Here is a 19423-nt window from a genome sequence, read left to right on the forward strand (position 1 = left end):
CATTTTAGATTAAACTGCCAGCTTCCAGATTCCATCCTGCAAGTAAATCTCAAATCTCAAACTTGTACTTCGGCTTCGCGAGTGTACAAGTTTGAGATTGGGGAATTGGGGAATTGAGGTATTGATGGATTGAGGAATCTATCGATCGATACTTCATTTTTGTGAGAAGTGCTATATGAAACCGACACACAATTTGATTTACCCACCTTCCGCCATTGTGTATACGAATTAGCACGCATTAAGACTCAAAGAAACCGGGCTTTTTTGCGAATCTGTTGGCGATACCGAGGTATTTTGAAAAAAACCGGTTTCTGGCTACTCGCGACTCAAAGTGATTTACAAAAATACTTAATAGTTCACAGTAATTAATGAATTAGTGTAGCAATTTAAGTTTAAACTAAGAACGATCGCAAATAAAAGTTTTCACACTCACAAGGGAAGAGTTCTGAGAAACAGGCAAACAAAAGTTTTTTTCCTGAATCATCACCTTCTCCTTCCCCTTCACTTTGTGTAGGAGGTAATTATGAACGAAAAAGTTATCGGAGCCGCGCGAAACGTTGCAATTGTCGGCCCTTATTTAAGCGGGAAAACCGCACTGCTAGAAAGTTTGCTGTCGGTGACAGGAACAATTACTCGCAAAGGTAATGCTAAAGATGGTAATACGGTAGGTGACAGTTCGCCGGAAGCTCGCGATCGCAAAATGAGCGTAGAAGTCAACAGCGCTACCGCTGAATATGAAGGCGTTCGCTTCACATTTCTTGACTGTCCGGGTTCGATAGAATTTGCCCAAGAAACTTACAATGCACTGATCGGTGTCGATGCAGCGGTGATTGTTTGCGAACCGGTTGCCGATCGCAATTTAACCCTCGCCCCGCTGTTCAAATTCCTCGACGATTGGGAAATTCCCCACCTAGTTTTTATCAACAAGATCGATCGCGCTTGCACCGACGAAATTACTTGCGGCAGCAACTTCACCGAGGTAGTCAACGCGCTCAAATCCGTTTCCAGCAGACCAATTGTACCTCACCAATACCCGATCGGCAAAAACGAACAAATCATCGGTTTTATCGACTTAGTAACCGAACAAGCTTACCACTATCACTCCGGCGCACCCGCAGATCCAGTCCCGCTTCCCGAACACCTCAAAGCACAAGAAAGCGCAGCGCGACAGGAAATGCTGGAAGAATTGGCCAATTTTGACGATCGTTTACTCGAAGAATTGCTCGAAGAAATCAATCCCGACGCTGAAGAAATTACCCGCGATTTGAAGATGGAATTAGGCGCTGATTTAATAGTGCCAGTATTTATCGGCATCGCCGAACAAGATTTCGGGGTGCGGCCTCTGCTGGAAGCTTTGCTGAGGGAAGCGCCGACACCGGAAACTACAGCAGAGCGGCGCAGCATTATACAAAGTGAAGACCAAGTTCTGGCTCAAATCCTCAAAACCTATTACACACCGCAGGGAGGCAAACTATCTTTAGTGAGAATTTGGCGGGGGACGCTGGCAGACGGAGCAGTTGTGAACGGGGTTCGAGTTAACGGTTTGTACCGATTGACCGGTCAACAAACGCAAAGTTTGCAGTCGGTCAGCGCCGGAGAAATTGTCGCTGTGGCGAGGCTGGAAGGCTTGAGAACAGGCGATGTTTTGGGTTCGGACAAATTATTGCCAAAAGCCGAAATCATATCCCCTGTCTACGCACTGGCGATCGTCCCCGAAAAGCGCAACGATGAAGTTAAGCTGAGTTCCGCTTTAGCTAAATTGCTCGAAGAAGACCCATCTTTAGTGTGGGAACAGCACGGAGACACCCACGAAATTATACTTTGGGGTCAAGGCGAAATCCACCTGAAAGTAGCTTTAGACCGATTGCGCCGCAAGTATAATTTGCCGATGGTAACTCACTTACCGCAAGTACCCTACAAAGAAACCATCCGCAAATCGGCATCTTCCATCCACGGGCGCTACAAACACCAAAGCGGCGGACACGGACAGTTTGGCGACGTGTATCTCGACATCGCACCGCAGCCTCGCGGAGAAGGTTTCAATTTCAGCGACAAAATAGTTGGCGGAGTCGTACCCAAACAGTACATTCCCGGCGTGGAAGTGGGAGTGCGCGAGTATTTGGATCGCGGCCCCTTGGGTTTCCCGGTGGTAGATGTATCGGTGACGCTGACAAATGGTTCTTACCATTCGGTTGACAGTTCCGAACAAGCTTTTAAGCAAGCGGCGCGGTTGGCGATGCAGGAGGGAATGGCGAAGTGCGAACCGGCATTGCTGGAGCCGATCGCCAAAGTTGAAATTTGTGCTCCGAACGAGTGTACATCAAAGGTGTTGCAGTTGGTCAGCGGACACCGCGGCCAAATTCTCGGCTACGAAGGTAAACACGACTGGAAGGGATGGGATGCTGTTTCGGCTTATTTGCCGATCGCAGAAATGCAGAATTTGATCGTTGAATTGCGATCGCAGACAATGGGAGTAGGATTTTTTAATTGGGAGTTCGATCGATTGCAAGAAGTACCGGAACCTTTAGCAAAACGGGTTTTGCTAACTAACGGAAACGGTAACGGTAAAAGTTAGGTAATTGTCTTTAAAAACCCGGTTTCTTGAAGAAACCGGGTTTTTGCACGAGTTGCTATTAAAGTTTATTGCGATCGATTTCCATTTCTCGGATTATTCAGTTAAGTTACTTAACGCTGAAATAATATTCTGAGCTAGCATTAACGCATTTATCGCTTCTCTTTGTAAGTTAAACATAGTATCTTCGTAATCAGCTTTATTCCTAAGTTCTCTCAATCTGCTTAAATTTTCACCTATTTTGACCATGTTTTTCATTTTAGTTGGGTGGTATATAAATTCTTCGGCTACATATTGATGTTCGTTGATATCGCGATTCTTACGAGAAAGTCTTGGGTCTTTTTCAATATCGCGCAAGTAATTTCGCGCTAGGCAAAATGTCGAATAGTATGCTCTACTTATCGCCGATCGCAACTTGGCTTCCCTCTTACCTGAACTGTCACTATTTGTGGCAGCTAACTCTTGGGCTAAGTTCAAATATTCAGACCACTCAAATCTCATTTGACTCCCATTCAAGGCTAATATGTAAATCATTTTTGGGGGCTGCTATTTTAGCATCTAGCCACCAACTATCGTCAAGAATTTTTAACTTTTCAAAAGCTTCATCGACTTCGAGTTTGGTGTAAATGGTAATCCAGAGCGATCGCCAGTTGGCAATTTCTGGATCGGTTTTCACTTCCAAGCCTAATCTTTCCGTAGGAAATAGCGCTCGAATGCGATCGTAAGCTTCCAGAATCAAAGGTGCGATCGCTTCTTGTTCGATGATGATTTGAAAACTTTCTATAGGGTTTTCAACCGCGTACAGGCTTTTGATTTTATTAAAAGATGCAATTAAATTGTCAAAGGCTTTAGCTATTTCAGAGGGATTTTCCATTTCTTCAGGCGGCTGAGGAAAGGAAGGGCTTAAATTTCCAGCGTCGTTGCTGTAAATGCTGTCACTTGTCGGCTGGTAGCGTTTGTCTTTTGATTTTGCTTGGTACTGCTCTTTTAAGTCGAGGCGTTCTTTTGTGTAAATTTCGTTCAGAGTGTGGTTTTGTTCTGCTAATTTTTCTAAAGCCAATATCTCACGACTTATATTCTCTTCCAACTCGCCAAGCTGGACAGATGAATCTAGTTTAGCTAAAGCAGCGCCAAGGGCTTGCAGACTAATAATATCTCTTGCTTTCATAATAGTCGATGGTTGGGAAGTTAGGGATTAACTTTACCAGTAATTGTGAAACCTGCCCAGTGGTAGAGATCGGCATAAGGAGGTTTGTCAGATTCAATTTTAGCACAATCTCTGCGGATGAGGTTAGCTTCGTCTCTCAAATCTTGACTGCAACCGGAATTGTCTTTCATTACTTCAGACAATTCGAGATACCAGTTGGATAGTTCGCTGTAAGTAATAGTTCGGAGCCATTTTTGCGTTTCTTTGAGGGCTAGTGCCGGATGCAACTTATTTTGGCAACGCTGTTGGTTGAGAATTTCATAGAATCGAATCATCATTAAAGCGCTAGATATCTCATCAACTATCCAAAGAGTGCTGAGGGCGTAAACAGCACCCGCAGCTAAAAAGCTGCTGGCTAAACCGACAAATTCATCTATCAGTTCTTCTTTTCCTGTTATGCCGGTTTCGCAAGCGGAAAGGCAAACTAGATAATAGCTTTTTAAATGGAATTTGGCAATTTCTTCTGAAGTTAGGGGCTGTTTGTTTTTCAGGATTAGCGCTGACTGGGACGGCTGTTTTGTGTTGTGGTAGGCGTGACCTGTAAAATGGAATATGTCAGCAGCTTGTTGCAGAGCTTCTTTAAGATTGTCTGTGGTAGCTTGTGAACTGGAGATGGTATTGCAGTTAAGGTGAAAATTCGCGATCGCGGGCGCTTCTATTTCAGCAAAAAGTAATGGATCGGGGCTTTCTACCAACAGCAGAGACATTGAAGATGAGGGTTGTCTGTCTAGTCTGTCTATCCCAACTTGGATGCTGGGCAGATAAGTGATAGTGAAAAGATTATCGGAGAATAAAAAGTGCAGCGGCAGCAGGTGCAAGTCGCGGTGGGGAATTAAGATTAAGTGTTGGATATTAGTGAGGTGCGTATAAATTTCGGGAATTTTCAGGATGTCAGCGAGTTGTTGCAATTGCGCTGTCATTGACTCGCGCCAGGGATGGGATTCTTTGCTTTGCTGTTTGCTGGTAGTTTTGCCGTAATTTTGATAGTTTGTTTTCCAGTTTTCCAGCCATTTTTCTAAACTCTGACTGTTGCTTGCTGCGAATATATCGGTGACAGGTGTGCAGATAACTTCAAACTTGTCTAGGGTAATGATAAAAGCAGTCAAGGAAAGTGGGCTGAGATGCCAGTAAATCATCGCCGTTTCGGTGTTGTTTGCCAGTAAGTCTCGGATTTGGGGATAAGTCGGGCTTTCGGTGCGGTTTTGCCAACCTGCGCGCATCCATTGCAGGCAAAAGTTTTTCCTGTCTTCCGCTTTTTCCAGTGCATTTACCTTGTGGCCAGACTCGACGAGGGCATCGACTTCTAACTGGTAAAGTCCCACAAATTTGCGCTGGAGTCGCAGTTTGATTTCCGGGTGAGTTTCATTGTCTAAAAGTAAGGTTTCTAAGACGGTAGTAGCTTCGGTAATGTACTGGCTGGTTTGGGGATCTCGCAAGCTGCGGCAGACTGTAATTAAGTCTTGCATTACTTCTAAATAAGTTTCTGGGATGAGGGGTAATTTCAAAAATTCGCGGGCTTGTTCGTAGCTGGCTTTGGCTTTGTGGAAAGATTCAAAATAAGTGGCTGTTTGTTTGCCATGTTGGTAATGTGCCTTGCCTTTTTGATGGTGCAAATTGCCGCAAGCGAGGCGATAGTCGCGGTTGCTGGGGAGATATTTCTGTAAGCCTTCATCCCAGTTTTGAATAGCTTCACTGTAGCGCCCGGAGTTGAAAAATGCCCAACCTCGATTGCCCCAAGCTAGGCCGTATTGATCGCCTGTAATTTCTAAGGCTTTCTCGAAGGCTGCGATCGCCTCACGGTAGCGGCCCCCATCATTTAGGGCAATGCCCAGCCCGTTCCAGGGATAGTGGTCTTTGGGGTCAATTTCTAAGGCTGTCTCGAAGGCTGCGATCGCCTCACTGTACCGGCCCAAATCATTTAGAGTAACGCCCAGTCCGTTCCAGGCATTGCAGTATTTGGGGTCAATTTTTAAGGCTTGCTTGTAGGCTGCGATCGCCTCACTGTTGTGGCCCCAACCATTTAGGGCATTGCCCAGCCCGTTCCAGGCCAAGTGGAATTTGGGGTCAATTTCTAAGGCTTGGTTGTAGGCTGCGATCGCCTCACTGTACCGGCCTAAACCATTTAGGCTAACGCCCAGCCCGTTCCAGGCCAAGTGGTATTTGGGGTCAATTTCTAAGGCTGTCTCGAAGGCTGCGATTGCCTCAATGTTGCTGCCCAAATCATTTAGAGTAAGGCCCAGCCCGTTCCAAGCTAAGTGGTATTTGGGGTCAATTTCTAAGGCTGTCTCGAAGGCTGCGATCGCCTCAATGTTGCGGCCCAAATCATGTAGGGTAGCGCCCAGCCCGTTCCAGGTAAAGTGGTACTTGGGGTCAATTTCTAAGGCTTTCTCCAAGGCTGCGATCGCCTCAATGTTGCGGTCTAATTTATTTAGGGTAGCGCCCAGATTGTACCAGGAATGGTGGAATTTGGGGTCAATTTCTAAGGCTTGGTTGAAGGCTGCGATCGCCCCTTCTAAATCTCCTGCACGATAGCGAGCGACTCCTTGGTTATATAATTCTTCTGCCTTTTGCCTGACTTCTCTTTCTATAGATTCTGCCTGCGAAGCTGAATCATATTTGTTAGCAGCGGATGAATTATCTGTAGAAGAAACACTCAAACTTTCCCCAGCTAACAATCGAGTAACAATATTTTCACTTATCTCCCATGAATCATCCGCACGAGTCCGATTTAAACTCTTCCCAGCCAACAATTGCCTGCCGATATTGCCAGCCACCTCACTGATTTTTCCGCAATTCATCTCACCCAGTCGCACCATTCGCCTGCCCAATTCTAAATTCGTTTCCGGGGATACCAGCAACCTTTCTCCAAATTCTTGCAGCCAGTTTTCCCACTCAGCATCTTTGATGTTGCAGCCGATTAAAAAACCTTTAATTTCGCCCCGACTCCAGCCTTTTTCAACACCCTCTAACAGTTGCAAAAATTTCTGTTCGTATTCCCCAAAAGAGCGAATCGGATTTGTCGGCGGTGGCGGTGCTGGTTTGCGGAAATGTCTCTGAATTTGTCGCCACAGATTGAGGATTCTTTGCCAAATTTGTCGGAGCATTGGCTGGGTTGGTGAGGTGTTGTTGGAGATTGTAGCATAAGCAAGGTCGGACACGGCAATGCCGTCTCCCTACCCTCGATTAATTGTAGGGAAACGGCACTGCCGTGTCCTGACTTAGGCCGCGGAGGATACGGCATTGCCGTCTCCCTACCCCACATAATTTTCTGGAAACTAAGGACTTTAGTCCTTACTAGAAACGATCTTCTTCCTCACCCTAAAAAGAAACAATTAAGTAACCATTTTGGAATTTAGCACCAGTAACAGACTTGCCAGTCAGCGCCGGAGGTAGCAAAATATTGCGCCGCTGATCGCCCGCTTCGATCGTCACTTCCGGCCCGGATTGAATCAATTTAATTTCTTTCTTGTCAAACCCCGGCAAAAACAAACTAACTTGACGCTGTGCAGTGTTTATGTTAATCGGTTTAGGAGCTTTGCCCGCCTCCGAAAAATCTGGCAAAGCATCAATTAAGGGCTGCCAATTATTTTCGCTGTGCGCCGGAACCGAAACCGCTGTCAAAGGATCGAAATCTGCAGCAACTGTTTCTGTAACCGCTGATTGATTGACAATGACACCGCCTACAGTCAAGCCAACTTGTTGAGAACTTCCCCAAAGATAGCGGGCTGTGGCGATCGCACTTGCATCCCCAGTTGTCACCAAAAAAGCCGCCGTGCGGTTCGGATCTGCCAGCGCTTCCTTACCCTTATCCAAAAGATTATCGACTTGCTTAGTAGATTGAAAAGCATTGTCTCCCGACAAATCCACCGTCAACACCGTACTGACAACCGGTTGAATAAAAGGTGAAAGCGCTTTCCCCAAATCCGAATCTACCAAAGCTTGACGGAAGCGACGGATGTACCAACTCAGAATTTCCGGCATTCCCAGCATCCGCAGCGTATCCATGCCGCCGCTGCCGTCATAAACAATTACATCGTATTGTTTGCTGTCCTCGTATTCCCGAAGTTCGTTCAACGCCAGGGCGCTGTCCATTCCCGGCAACACCCCTAATTCTTGACCGTAAATCTGCTTGAAAAAGGGAGTACGGACATATTGAGCTTCTAATTGTTTAACTTCGTCCCACCTGCGTTCTAGCAGCGGCGCGCTTTGCACCTGAACTGCTTTGAGGTTGGGGGCGATTTCCTGGGGGTTGAGAGTCAGGGGAGTCCCTAGCAGAATACCCAATGCAGGGCCCGGATCTTGGCCCAGCAGCAGAACTCGCTTGCCTTGAGCCGCGTATTTTTTAGCTGTTGCGATCGCGATCGTACTGCGGCCAGTGCCGCCTTTGCCCAAAAATGTCAAAATCAAAGCCATTTTCTGTTCTCAGTGCCCAATTTTCAGTAAGATTACGAATTATCAATGCTTTCGGCCATGACTGGCTAGTTTTCTAGGAACTATCTAGCAAGCCAGTTTACCGAATTAACTTTTTACCAGACTCCCTACAGTGTCCCTCACCTGTCGCTGACCTACAAGCAAACTGATCTAGCAATATTCTAGAGTTTGGTTGTAGGTCAATATTTGCGATCGCCCGTCCAGCCTTTATTCACAACCTCAAGGAACGATCGCTGCTTGAGGTTGCAGGCTGAATCAATTACCCAAAGCCCGATCGCACTTTCTGCACTCTCGATCTACCGAGCGATTGTAAAATTTTGTGACAATTTTAATTCGGTAGCATTAGATACAGAATTATCTGTTATAGTCATAAATAGGAATAAAAAAATAATTCAACATTAAATAAAAAAAATACGGAGGAACCGCATATGTCTACCGAAAATCAAGCCCGCTCTCTGATGATGCGCCACCACCACATGGTGAAGAACCGGCAGCAATCCATGCTCAACCGCACCGCTAGCGAAGTCGGAATGGAAGATACCAACTACTGGGGCCACATTCAAGGCAAAGCGCAGCCAAGCCTTCGATCCAGTTACGATCGCAGCAACGCCACCATGAGCTAAGGCAAGCTCAAATTCCCTAATTGTCTACGAAGTTATTACCGATAATTTTTTGGAGAAACCAGTTATGTCAACTCAAGAACAAGCCCGCAGCCTGATGATGCGCCACCAACACGTCGTCAAAAACCGTCAGGAATCCATGCTGAGCCGTGTGGCTGCTGAAGTTGGTTTAGATGCTGGTTCTCCAGCGAGTATCGATCGCAAATAACTCGTTTTTTCAACAGCGAGACAGTTGAATCGAGTTTGTTGTTTTTAGCTAAAAATTAATAATGACAGTTACAAAACCGTCGCGACTTCTTCTTGAGTTCGATCTCTAGAAAGGAAGTCGCGATTAGTTTTTATTGGGCTAGTTAAATACAAAAAGTAAAGCACAGCCTCCCTTAACGGCATTTCCACGCCGAAAAACCGGAAAACGAGCAACCCTTACCAAATCATCAGTCGCGGGCAATCTAAAATCTAAAATCTAAAATCTAAAATCTAAAATGATATAATCCCTCTTCAGAAGATTGAAGGCTACTAGGGAGGTCATCATGTCGGAGTGGAAAGTAATTGACGGCGGAGTTACAGCACCCAGAGGGTATCGAGCATCGGGAATTACAGCGGGTTTGAAGCCTTCAGGCTTGCCGGATTTAAGCTTAATTTTGTCAGAAGTAGACGCGATCGCCGCAGGAGTCTTCACTACATCCACCGTCCGGGCCGCTTGCGTGGACTACTGTCGCCAGCGTTTGCAAACTAAACCCAGCGCCAAAGCAATTTTGTGCAATGCGGGACAAGCTAATGCTGCTACTGGCGAACAAGGTTTGGCAGATGCCCTAGAAAGTGCCAAATTGTTGGGAGAAGCGTTAAATATTCCTCCAGAATCGATTCTTTTGGCCTCCACAGGAGTAATAGGACAGCGGATTAAAATGGAACCGCTGAGGGCGGGAATTCCGCGATTAGTTGCTGAGGCATCGGAAACTGGTTCCGATGCGGCGGCGAAGGCTATTTGTACGACTGATTTAGTGCCGAAAACGATCGCCCTAGAAACCGTGTTTGGCGATCGCACCGTGCGCGTCGGCGGCATTTGCAAAGGTTCGGGAATGATTCACCCGAATATGGCAACAATGCTAGCATTTGTAACCTGTGATGCAGCAGTATCCTCGCATTTGTGGCAAGAAATGCTGAGTAGGGCCGCTGACAGAAGTTTCAATCAAATTACAGTTGACGGCGATACCAGCACCAACGATTCGCTAATTGCTTTGGCCAACGGTCAATCTCGCACCCCGGCGATTACAGAAATGGGCCCGGAGGCTGAAAAATTAGAAGCGATGCTGACAGAAGTTTGCGTGAATTTAGCAAAGGCGATCGCCCGCGACGGCGAAGGTGCAACTTGTTTGGTAGAAGTGCAAGTTAGCGGTGCCGCCGACGAAGTTTCTGCGAGTAAAATTGCTAAAACAATAGTCGGTTCTTCTTTAGTGAAAGCTGCTATTTTCGGACGCGATCCCAATTGGGGCAGGATTGCGGCGGCTGCGGGGCGCGCTGGTGTTCCTTTTGAACAGGAGAATTTGCGGATTCAATTGGGAGATTTTTTGATGATGGAAAACGGCCAACCCAAAGAGTTCGATAAATCTGCTGCGAGTAATTATATGAAAGCGGCCGCTTCGGGAGAATATTTGAAGGGAGACACGGTTTTAATTCAGGTTGGTGTCGGGAATGGCGGCGGTTTTGCCAAGGCTTGGGGATGCGACTTGAGTTACGATTACGTGAAGATTAATGCCGAGTATACAACTTAATTAAGGGCGATCGTATTTTTTAGCCCGGGTGATTGGAAACTGCGGTGACACAGCCCGGGCGATTAGAAATCGCGGCGACACAGACAAAACCCACCTCCGTGGGTTGAAGATAAATCTTAGATATTTTCAACATCTTTTTGACTTGCATGACTTGGCCTCAGACTGCTCGAAAGCGGGGCCGCAGTGCCAAAAGTCCTAGCCTAGCGGGGTATAAGCCATCGCCCCAAGGTGCAAAAGTTCGATCGCCAGCCGCATTTGTGACCAGAAAATTGGGTTTCAAGCCTCGCTCTTCTAGGGCGACTTGTTGTGCTAGAATATTGCCGTAGAGTTTGTCCACGTCAAATGATCGTTGTGGAATTTAAAGCTAAAGGAAAAGCAACCCAATATACAGCAATAAATGAAGCGATTAGAACCGCTCAATTTGTCCGCAACAAGTGCATCCGTTACTGGATGGACAACAAAAGTGTTGGACAGAAAGAGCTTTATCGCTACAACACAGCGCTAAGGGCTGAATTTCCGTTTGTCAAGACTTTAAATTCCCATGCTTGTCAAGCCTCTGTCGAGCGGGCTTATAGTTCAATTGCTCGGTTCTACGACAATTGCAAACGACAAGTTCCCGGTCAAAAGGGCTATCCGAAGTTTAAAAAGAACTGTCGCTCTGTTGAGTATAAGACTTCTGGGTGGTCGCTTTCTGAGACACGCAAACAAATAGTCTTTACCGACAAGAAAGCTATTGGCAAGTTAAGACTAAAAGGGACATGGGATTTAAACTTCTACCAAATAGATCAGATCAAGCGGGTGCGTCTGGTCAAACGTGCTGACGGCTATTACGTCCAATTTGTAATCAGGATTGACCACCAAGTCGAGACAAACTCGACTGGTAGGATAATCGGCTTAGATGTTGGACTCAAAGAGTTTTATACCGACAGCAACGGACATAACGAGCCAAACCCCAGATTTTACAGGAAGAGTCAGAAGCGGTTAAAGTCTAGACAGAAACGTGTTTCTCGCAAAAAGAAAGGCTCTACCAATCGAAAGAAAGCCATTAATCGACTAGGGCGAGTACACCTCAAAATAAGTAGGCAGCGTCAAGAACACGCTAAAAGACTAGCGCGTTGCGTCATCCAATCTAACGATTTGGTTGCTTATGAAGATTTGAGGATTAAAAACCTAGTTACAAATCATTGTCTCGCCAAGTCGATTAATGATGCTGGCTGGTATCAATTCAGGAAATGGTTGGAGTATTTTGGAGTCAAGCTTGGAAAAATAACGGTAGCCGTTAACCCAGCGTACACTTCTCAAAACTGTTCTAACTGTGGTGCAGTTGTCAAAAAATCACTATCTACGAGGACACACAATTGTCAGTGTGGACTTGAATTAGATAGAGATTGGAACGCGGCTAGGAATATCCTGAATTTAGCCTTGGGTACTACAGGTCATGTAGGAACCTGGATTTTAAATCCGAACGCTTCGGGAGATTCGACCTCTACTCAGGCTGGAGCAATCTTGTCTGAGCAAGTTGGGTCTGTGAACGAAGAATCCCCATGCCTGATAGCTGGGGAGTGTCAAAGTCTGTAGTACGAAGTCGTCGGATGTTCATGCTCAACAAAAACCGTCAAGCAATCGTCGCATTGCTGACAGCAAAGCTCCAAAGCTGAGGAATCGGGTGCATTGTCAACAGACAATTTCAGCTTTGGACAATTCACAAGCAAAACTCATCAGACAGAATTTTCTGCCTGTAACATTTCCTGCGGCGATAATTCACTGCCGGGATAAATATTTCATTTTTTGCCTGTCGCAGACTTTTACAAGTCGAACAAGTAATTTGGAACAGCCATCAACAGCCTAATTATCTATTAGACATCAACCGAATTTAAGTTGATCTTTTGACTCGACAAGAGTGAAAGATACTTTTTCACAGATGTCTGCGGGAAAACCCACAAGCTTTTCCGTTTGGAAAACTTAGGAGGGTGGTAGATTTTAACACAATACAGCGGTTGCATATGTCAAGAATTAACTTGCTCAAACAAACAGAAAACAAAGAAAAATTTTCGATGCCGGCTTGGTTTGGCAACGGCGAGTCAAATCCAGAGTTAGAAGCATTAAATCAGCAGGCAAAACCTGTAGCAACGCAAAAACTTAACCCCAAAAATAGCAATGCAGGTAAGCCGATGCCACTCTTTATTTCCGAACAACTGGCTTCTGTAAAAACCGCCAATCAAAACTCGTACATTCAGGATTTTGTCGATAGATTATCCTTGAAATTCAATAAAATATTGCCAGCTAAAATTGGGGGGTTGCCCATCCATCAAAAAATTGGTGTCGGGTATTTACTAGCAATAGGAATCGGCTTTCTTGGCTCCATGAGCGGACTGGTGATTGCCGACTACTACCAAGGAAAAGGATTAACACAGCTCCATGACGCTCACGTACAAGCGCAATTGCTCGGCAATTTTAAAGATGCAGCCCTGGCGGCACAATTGCAGGGAGCGCAGCTAGATTCTTTTGTAGATAATTCCGCCAAGCTGGAACTCCAAAAACAGCAGTTTTTTAACAGTATTGTCAAAGCAAAAAACCTGCGGCTGGACATAGAAAGATTTGCCGATAGCGAACCCGCATGGCTGGCGGCAAAGCCGGAAGTTATCAAAACTTTACTACAAGATTGCACGGAAAATTTAGAATCCTACGCCGATACTCTCTCTTTAACTTTGCAGCAAATCCAGCAATCGCAACTGTCGCCTCGCGAGATAGAGTCAGCCAGAAAATTGTTGGCTACAGAAAGTGGAGAAGGTGCAAAACAACTCGAAGCTCGCTTTCAGGAAGTGAGCAAAATCCTCGATATTGCCCAGCGGCAAGAGCGGCAAAGCGGTGCAGTTATGGAGGACGCTCAAGGCATCGAAAAGGGCATAATTATGATGAGTATGCTGCTGTCGGTAGCAGTGGCGGGAATGGTGGCTTACCGCACCAGTCGGGCGATCGCCAAACCAGTCGTCAGCCTCACTCAGGTGGCCGAACAAGTAGCCGCAGAGTCAAATTTTGATTTGCGAGTACCAGTCACCGGGCAAGACGAAATAGGCTCATTAGCTGTGTCTCTCAATCACCTGATCGAGCGAGTTTCGGAACATACAAAAGAATTGGAACAAGCCAAGGAAGAGGCTTTAGTTGCTAGCACTGCCAAAAGCCAGTTTTTAGCAAATATGAGCCACGAGTTGCGGACGCCTTTAAACGCGATTATCGGCTACAGCCAACTACTTTTAGAAGAGGCGGCAGAGCTTGAAGGAGAGGATTTTGTTCCAGACTTACACAAGATTCAAAATGCTGGTACGCACTTGCTATGTTTGGTTAACGATATCCTCGATTTGTCTAAAATTCAAGGGGGGGAGGTGAAACTCGAAATCGAAGAATTTGACATTGCATCCCTGGTTGATAATGTGGAGATTGCGACTAAATTGTCGGTAAAAAAGAATGGCAATGTTTTTGAAATAGAGTGCAATCCTCAAACTGTCGGCACAATGCACGCAGATTTTGCGAAACTGCGGAAAGTGCTGCTGCATCTGCTGAGCAATGCTGCTAAGTTTACCAAAAACGGTCTGGTAAAAATCAGCGTCAGCCGCATTGAGGGAACCGGAAAATCTAAGGCAGCTAAGCTGTCGGGTGTTGAAAATTCAATTGCTACAGGCTCGATTGCTTGTCCAATTGCTAGTGCTGAAGCATCGGATTGGATTTGTTTCCGAGTTCAAGATACCGGCATTGGAATGTCTGAGGAACAGCAGTACAAATTGTTTGAAGCCTTCGTGCAAGCTGATTGTTCGGCGACGCGCAAGTACGGCGGCACTGGATTGGGACTCACAATTAGCCGCCATTACTGTCAGATGATGGGCGGCGAGATTTTGGTGGAAAGCGAGGAGGGAAAAGGGTCAATTTTTACTGTCCGCATACCTGCAGGAGAGGGTTAATCTCTAATGCGAATCGATGGCGATGTTGGTTTAGATCGTATCGTTTCCGGCTGCATCGGAATTATATATTTGAATTGTCGAGAGTGCTGTCGGGGAAGTGTCCCGTGAGGTCGCTGGTTCTCGATGGCGCTACATAATTCTGTTGTCAATCGACTGGACAAGATGTATCTGGTAATTGCGAGGTTGAAGCAAAAAAAAGAGGGATAATCCCTCTTTTTGTAACGGTGACTGCGATTTTATTCGACAGTCGCAGCAGGGATTTCTTCCTCTACTGCTTCGGGTGCTGCTTCGGCTGCTGCTTCCTCTACTGCTTCGGGTGCTGCTTCGGCTGCTGCTTCCTCTACTGCTTCGGGTGCTGCTTCGGGTGCTGCTTCGGCTGCTGCTTCGGGTGCTGCTTCGGCTGCTACCTCCGGCACGTCCTCTTCCATTGCTGAGGGTACGTCTTCGAGTATTTCGTCGGAGAGATCCAAGGCATCTGTTGAGTCTGCTGGAATGTCTATGCCTGCTTTAGCTTGCTTTTGAGCGAGCATTTTTTCGCGGAACTTAGCTGCCATTTCCTCAGCTTTTTCATAAACCAATTCGCGATTTTTGACCATCGCGCCCGGTTCGGGTTCCAACTGCTTGGTGGAGAGAGAAATCCGGCCTCTCTCAGCGTCCAAGTCAATGATCATCACTTTCACTTCGTCGTTGACATTGAAGACGCTATGAGGCGTATCGATGTGATCGTGCGAAATTTCTGAGATGTGCAGCAAGCCGCTGACTCCGCCGATGTCGATAAAGGCACCGTACGGCTTGATGCCGCGCACTGTACCGATGACGACTTCCCCGACTTCGAGGCGGTTCATCTTCCGTTCGACTAAGGCGCGACGGTGGCTCAACACTAGGCGGTTGCGGTCTTCGTCTACCTCTAAGAATTTTAATGGTAATTCTTCGGCGACTAATTCTTCCTTCGGTTTGCGGGTACTGATGTGAGAACCGGGAATAAAGCCTCGCAACCCTTCAATTCTGACGAGTGCGCCGCCGCGGTTGGTGGCAAATACTTGCGATCGCACCGTGGCATCTTCTGCTTGCAGTTGTCGCACTCTTTCCCAGGCCCGCATATACTCGATGCGCCGGATGGACAGGGTTAATTGTCCGTCTTCATTTTCATCGGTGAGGATGAAAAATTCTCTGGTTTCGTTTGATTGCAATACCTCTTCAGGGCTTTCCACTCGATTGATCGACATTTCCTGAATGGGAATGTACGCTGCTGTTTTAGCACCGATATCAATCAGAGCGCCCCTGGGTTCTATACTAAAAACTGTACCGGCTACTACATCGCCCGGGCTAAAGTGATAGTCATATTTATCGAGTAGGGCTGCAAAATCTTCGTGAGTAAAGCCGATGTCTTTGACTGTGGTTTTGAGATTGACCATGCGAATAGTTTCCTAGGATTTCTCTCCTTCATGTTTTTCGTTTGTGCCGGCAAATATGAGAGATTTTGGTGAAAAAGCGGTTAACTTCTTGCAAAATCTTTTACTAAAGTCAGTTTTTGCTAACTTTTGCCTGGTGCAACTTTGCATCCGGGCTTGCCACTGCTATTGGTGCAAACTCTACGTTAAAACGTTTAATCGTAACATTCAGAGTCAAGTAAATCATTATAACTTACCTGCATACTGCTTTATAAATTAATTTAAGGGAGTTTAGCTGCCAGTAGCGCAGGATGCGGGGCTTTCTCGATCGACTCGATCGCCATCGAGGGAATCTGCGTCAAAATCAGGCTGATTTTCTGGCTCTAGAGCTTCGTTGAGCGGATTTTGAAGGTGATTTAGGGTATCTACAAAATCTCTGATACCTCGAAACTGCCGATATACTGAGGCAAAGCGCACGTAAGCGACTTCGCTCAGGGGTCGCAGGTGCAACAATACCAGTTCTCCAATTTCTGAGCTGGCGAGTTCTCGGATCGATCGACCTTGGAGTTGCGCTTCAATTTCTTCTGCCAGAGTTTCTAGCTGCCCGGAGGACAAACCAGTTTTTTCGCAGGCCCGAACCAGTCCCCTGACTAATTTTGACCTGTCAAAAGATTCGCGCTTGCCGTCCCGCTTGATCACTGTAATCGGCACAAATTCTATGCGTTCGTAAGTTGTAAAGCGGTGCTGGCATCTCAAACACTCGCGCCGCCGACGGATGCTTTGACCTGATTCGGCTGAACGCGATTCGAGAACGCGACTATTTGTATGTTGGCAGGAGGAACAGCGCATGATTGCTGATTTTAACAGGCGTTGCCAGCAAATTGCCATTCATCTGACCGCGCGGTTAGATGAATGACTGGACTAGAAAAATGACTCGGCACTCCGGCGGTGAGTTGATGTGTGAACTAGAGCTAAAACCTAGTATCAGTCTACTGTTTGATGACTAGAGCCGATTCCCGCTTAGTATGTCAGGGGATCGATCCTGGGCTATAAACGAGAGATACAAAGGTTTTTAGGCCGTTGTTGATACCCCTTGACCTCCGCCGTAGGGCTAATTATTTGCCAATCCGGGGTGGTTCCCGAAAGGCGATCGCAAAAAATAGTACACCTAAAGCTAAAGCCAGAATCAAAATGTAAGCAACGCTTTCCATGTTAAATTTTCCCTATCTTCCCTTGCAGTCTTATTTTATCTTAATTGCTGGTTTTATTTTTAACTAAAAAAACCCGGTTTCTTGAAGAAACCGGGTTTTTTGTACCGGGGAAGTTTCCGGCCTGCCCGTGGGGCTGGCGAAAACTAGATAGATTCTTCTCTTCTTGTGGTCACGTCGCCCAGTTTTTGGAACAAGCCCCACTCGACTTGTTCTTCCAGGTCAGCCTCAACTCCAGCAAACACGTCGCGGAAGATTGTCCGAGAACCGTGCCAGATATGGCCGAAGAAGAACAGCAAAGCAAAGCAAGCGTGTCCGAAAGTGAACCAACCGCGAGTCGAAGTGCGGTAAACACCGTCAGACTTCAAGGTTTCGCGATCGAATTCAAAGAGTTCACCCTTTTGGGAGGCGAGAGCAAACCTTTTCACATCTAAAGGATTATCAAAGGTTTGACCGTCAAATTCGCCACCGTAAAAGCTGACAGTAACTCCCGTTTGTTCAAAGCTGTATTTTGATTCAGCACGGCGGAAGGGGATGTCAGCGCGAACGACTCCATCTTTGTCCGTCAAAACGACTGGGAAAGTTTCAAAGAAGTTCGGGAGGCGGCGCACCGACAATACCCGACCTTCACTGTCAGTAAATACTGCATGGCCGAGCCAAGTTTTGGCGATACCGTCACCGTTGACCATCGGGCCAGCGCGGAACAAACCGCCTTTAGCCGGAGAGTTGCCCACGTAGTCGTAGAAAGCCAATTTTTCAGGAATTTGCTCGTAAGCTTGTTGGAAGCTTTGGCCGGAGGCTAAGCTAGCTTGGGCTCTGCGATCGATTTCTTGTTGGAAATAGTTGCTGTCCCACTGATAGCGAGTAGGGCCAAAAAGTTCGATCGGAGTAGCAGCAGAACCGTACCACATCGTACCCGCAACCACAAAGGCGGCGAAGAACACAGCAGCGATACTGCTAGAAAGTACAGTTTCGATATTACCCATCCGCAGGGCTTTGTAAAGACGTTCCGGCGGCCGCACGCTCAAGTGGAACAAACCGGCAATTACGCCGACTACGCCCGCTGCAATGTGGTGAGCCACGATGCCACCCGGATTGAACGGATCGAAGCCTTCAGGGCCCCAAGAAGGTGCCACTGCCTGGACGTGACCGGTCAGGCCGTAGGGGTCGGACACCCACATTCCTGGGCCGAAAAGTCCCGAAAGGTGAAATGCGCCGAAGCCGAAGCAGAGCAAGCCGGAGAGGAACAGGTGAATGCCAAACATTTTTGGCAAGTCGAGGGCGGGTTCGCCGGTGCGGGAGTCTCTGAAGAGCTCCAAGTCCCAGAATACCCAGTGCCAGACTGCTGCTAAGAACAGTAAACCCGAGAGGATGATGTGAGCGATCGCAACGCCTTCAAAAGACCAGAAGCCAGGATCGACGTTACCTTGGCCCGTGACGCTCCAACCGTTCCAAGAACCGGTGACTCCCAAGCGAGTCATGAAGGGCAGCACGAACATCCCTTGACGCCACATCGGGTTCAGAATGTGGTCTGAGGGATCGAAAATTGCTAGTTCGTAAAGGGCCATCGAGCCGGCCCAACCTGCCACGAGGGCAGTGTGCATTAAGTGTACAGAAATCAATCGGCCTGGGTCATTTAAGACGACTGTGTGTACGCGATACCAGGGTAGTCCCATTGACTGCGGTTCTCCAAGGTGTAAGTGATGATGTCATTTTGACGGAAAATTCAGATTTTCCATCCCGAACGGTGATGTCCGGGGTTTAAATTCTGCCTTTTGCCGAATCCTTTCTACCTTCACAGGAGGAGGTATAAAAATGAAAGTTATTTAAAGAAGTGTATCGAGTGTTAGAACCGATTGCAATATGTTCGACATTACATTAATTGTGGGCTATCGATCGAGCAGCGGGCGGCGATCGCCCCGAGGCGTTCGAGAACTTGCTCGGCATCGATGAGTCTGGTAAGGGTGACGTTGCCAATATTTTTTCCCGGATCTGACGGATCTAGAGGGGTTCCGGGCTGAACTTCTACCATGAGTACAGCGTCTTCTACGCGGTAGAGCCACATTTTTTCATTTCGATCCGAAAGACAGAGGTTGAGCTGTTGGATATCCGGCTGTCGTCTCCAGGCGGCGGCTGTCCACTCGCCACCAACCCCCCAGACGCGCCCGACTTTCCAGCCGTCGGATAAGAAAAAATATTTCATTTGCTGTGTACGGTTGTTGAGATTTTGTTGTTTAGCGTAGCGCAAAACTGCAAGAGTGCCGAA

16 protein-coding genes are annotated in these 19423 nt (G+C 47.0%); 6 read left to right on the plus strand and 10 right to left on the minus strand.

All coding sequences use genetic code 11. The features are described 5' to 3' along the window. Positions 1–523 precede the first annotated feature (523 nt). Positions 524–2575: an elongation factor G gene (locus AACV78_RS21250; protein ID WP_194009213.1), complete on the plus strand. Its 2052-nt coding sequence runs from the start codon at positions 524–526 to the stop codon at positions 2573–2575. Positions 2576–2668: 93 nt separating this feature from the next. Here the strand turns inward: AACV78_RS21250 and AACV78_RS21255 are convergent, their stop codons facing one another. The 4 genes from AACV78_RS21255 to AACV78_RS21270 form a co-directional block, all read right to left on the minus strand. Next, positions 2669–3073: a HEPN domain-containing protein gene (locus tag AACV78_RS21255; RefSeq protein WP_194009214.1), complete on the minus strand. Its 405-nt coding sequence runs from the start codon at positions 3071–3073 to the stop codon at positions 2669–2671. Continuing rightward, positions 3063–3740: a hypothetical protein gene (locus AACV78_RS21260; protein ID WP_228042373.1), complete on the minus strand. Its 678-nt coding sequence runs from the start codon at positions 3738–3740 to the stop codon at positions 3063–3065. Before AACV78_RS21260 ends, AACV78_RS21255 begins: the two co-directional genes overlap by 11 nt. 20 nt (positions 3741–3760) lie before the next feature. After that, positions 3761–6937, minus strand: a complete 3177-nt coding sequence (locus AACV78_RS21265; protein WP_339383750.1) for a tetratricopeptide repeat protein — start codon at positions 6935–6937, stop codon at positions 3761–3763. Between the two features lie 160 nt (positions 6938–7097). After that, a complete protein-coding gene (locus tag AACV78_RS21270) occupies positions 7098–8192 on the minus strand; it encodes a Get3/ArsA fold putative tail anchor-mediating ATPase NosAFP (protein WP_194009215.1) in 1095 nt (364 codons plus the stop codon). 446 nt (positions 8193–8638) lie between these two features. Here AACV78_RS21270 and AACV78_RS21275 point away from each other — a divergent pair, with 446 nt between their 5' ends. The 3 genes from AACV78_RS21275 (at position 8639) to argJ (ending at position 10602) form a co-directional block, all read left to right on the plus strand. Then, complete coding sequence (locus AACV78_RS21275) at positions 8639–8833, plus strand: glutamine synthetase inactivation factor IF7A (RefSeq protein WP_194009216.1); 195 nt, start codon at positions 8639–8641, stop codon at positions 8831–8833. 64 nt (positions 8834–8897) lie between these two features. Further along, positions 8898–9038 (plus strand): hypothetical protein, encoded by a 141-nt coding sequence (locus AACV78_RS21280; RefSeq protein ID WP_194009217.1) that lies wholly within the window; start codon positions 8898–8900, stop codon positions 9036–9038. A gap of 322 nt (positions 9039–9360) precedes the next feature. Then, positions 9361–10602 carry a bifunctional ornithine acetyltransferase/N-acetylglutamate synthase gene (gene argJ / locus AACV78_RS21285; protein WP_194009218.1) on the plus strand — a complete coding sequence of 414 codons (1242 nt, stop codon included), beginning with the start codon at positions 9361–9363 and terminating at the stop codon, positions 10600–10602. Between the two features lie 157 nt (positions 10603–10759). Here argJ and AACV78_RS21290 read toward each other — a convergent pair whose 3' ends face one another. Next, positions 10760–10939: a hypothetical protein gene (locus tag AACV78_RS21290; protein WP_194009219.1), complete on the minus strand. Its 180-nt coding sequence runs from the start codon at positions 10937–10939 to the stop codon at positions 10760–10762. A 5-nt stretch (positions 10940–10944) separates the two neighbouring features. On the opposite strand from AACV78_RS21290, the gene AACV78_RS21295 reads away from it, so the two are divergent. Then, the gene (locus tag AACV78_RS21295) at positions 10945–12180 is read left to right on the plus strand and encodes an RNA-guided endonuclease InsQ/TnpB family protein (protein ID WP_194009220.1); all 1236 of its coding nucleotides are present in this window, start codon (positions 10945–10947) and stop codon (positions 12178–12180) included. Between the two features lie 425 nt (positions 12181–12605). After that, entirely contained in the window at positions 12606–14558 is a 1953-nt protein-coding gene (locus tag AACV78_RS21300) for a HAMP domain-containing sensor histidine kinase (protein ID WP_228042374.1), read from the plus strand. Positions 14559–14794: 236 nt separating this feature from the next. Here the strand turns inward: AACV78_RS21300 and AACV78_RS21305 are convergent, their stop codons facing one another. The 5 genes from AACV78_RS21305 to AACV78_RS21325 all read right to left on the minus strand — a co-directional run bounded on the left by AACV78_RS21305 (position 14795) and on the right by AACV78_RS21325 (position 19360). After that, positions 14795–15973, minus strand: coding sequence for a 30S ribosomal protein S1 (locus tag AACV78_RS21305; RefSeq protein WP_194009221.1), 1179 nt, complete (start codon positions 15971–15973; stop codon positions 14795–14797). Positions 15974–16240: 267 nt separating this feature from the next. Beyond that, positions 16241–16798, minus strand: coding sequence for a transcriptional regulator NrdR (gene nrdR / locus AACV78_RS21310; RefSeq protein ID WP_194009242.1), 558 nt, complete (start codon positions 16796–16798; stop codon positions 16241–16243). Positions 16799–17064: 266 nt separating this feature from the next. After that, positions 17065–17160, minus strand: coding sequence for a photosystem II reaction center protein T (locus AACV78_RS21315; RefSeq protein WP_083622085.1), 96 nt, complete (start codon positions 17158–17160; stop codon positions 17065–17067). 143 nt (positions 17161–17303) lie between these two features. Then, positions 17304–18833 (minus strand): photosystem II chlorophyll-binding protein CP47, encoded by a 1530-nt coding sequence (gene psbB, locus AACV78_RS21320; protein ID WP_194009222.1) that lies wholly within the window; start codon positions 18831–18833, stop codon positions 17304–17306. 197 nt (positions 18834–19030) lie between these two features. Further along, positions 19031–19360 (minus strand): hypothetical protein, encoded by a 330-nt coding sequence (locus AACV78_RS21325; protein ID WP_194009223.1) that lies wholly within the window; start codon positions 19358–19360, stop codon positions 19031–19033. Positions 19361–19423: the final 63 nt, after the last annotated feature.

Origin of the sequence: Tychonema sp. LEGE 07196 (assembly GCF_963890365.1) — a bacterium.
GTDB lineage: Bacteria > Cyanobacteriota > Cyanobacteriia > Cyanobacteriales > Microcoleaceae > Microcoleus.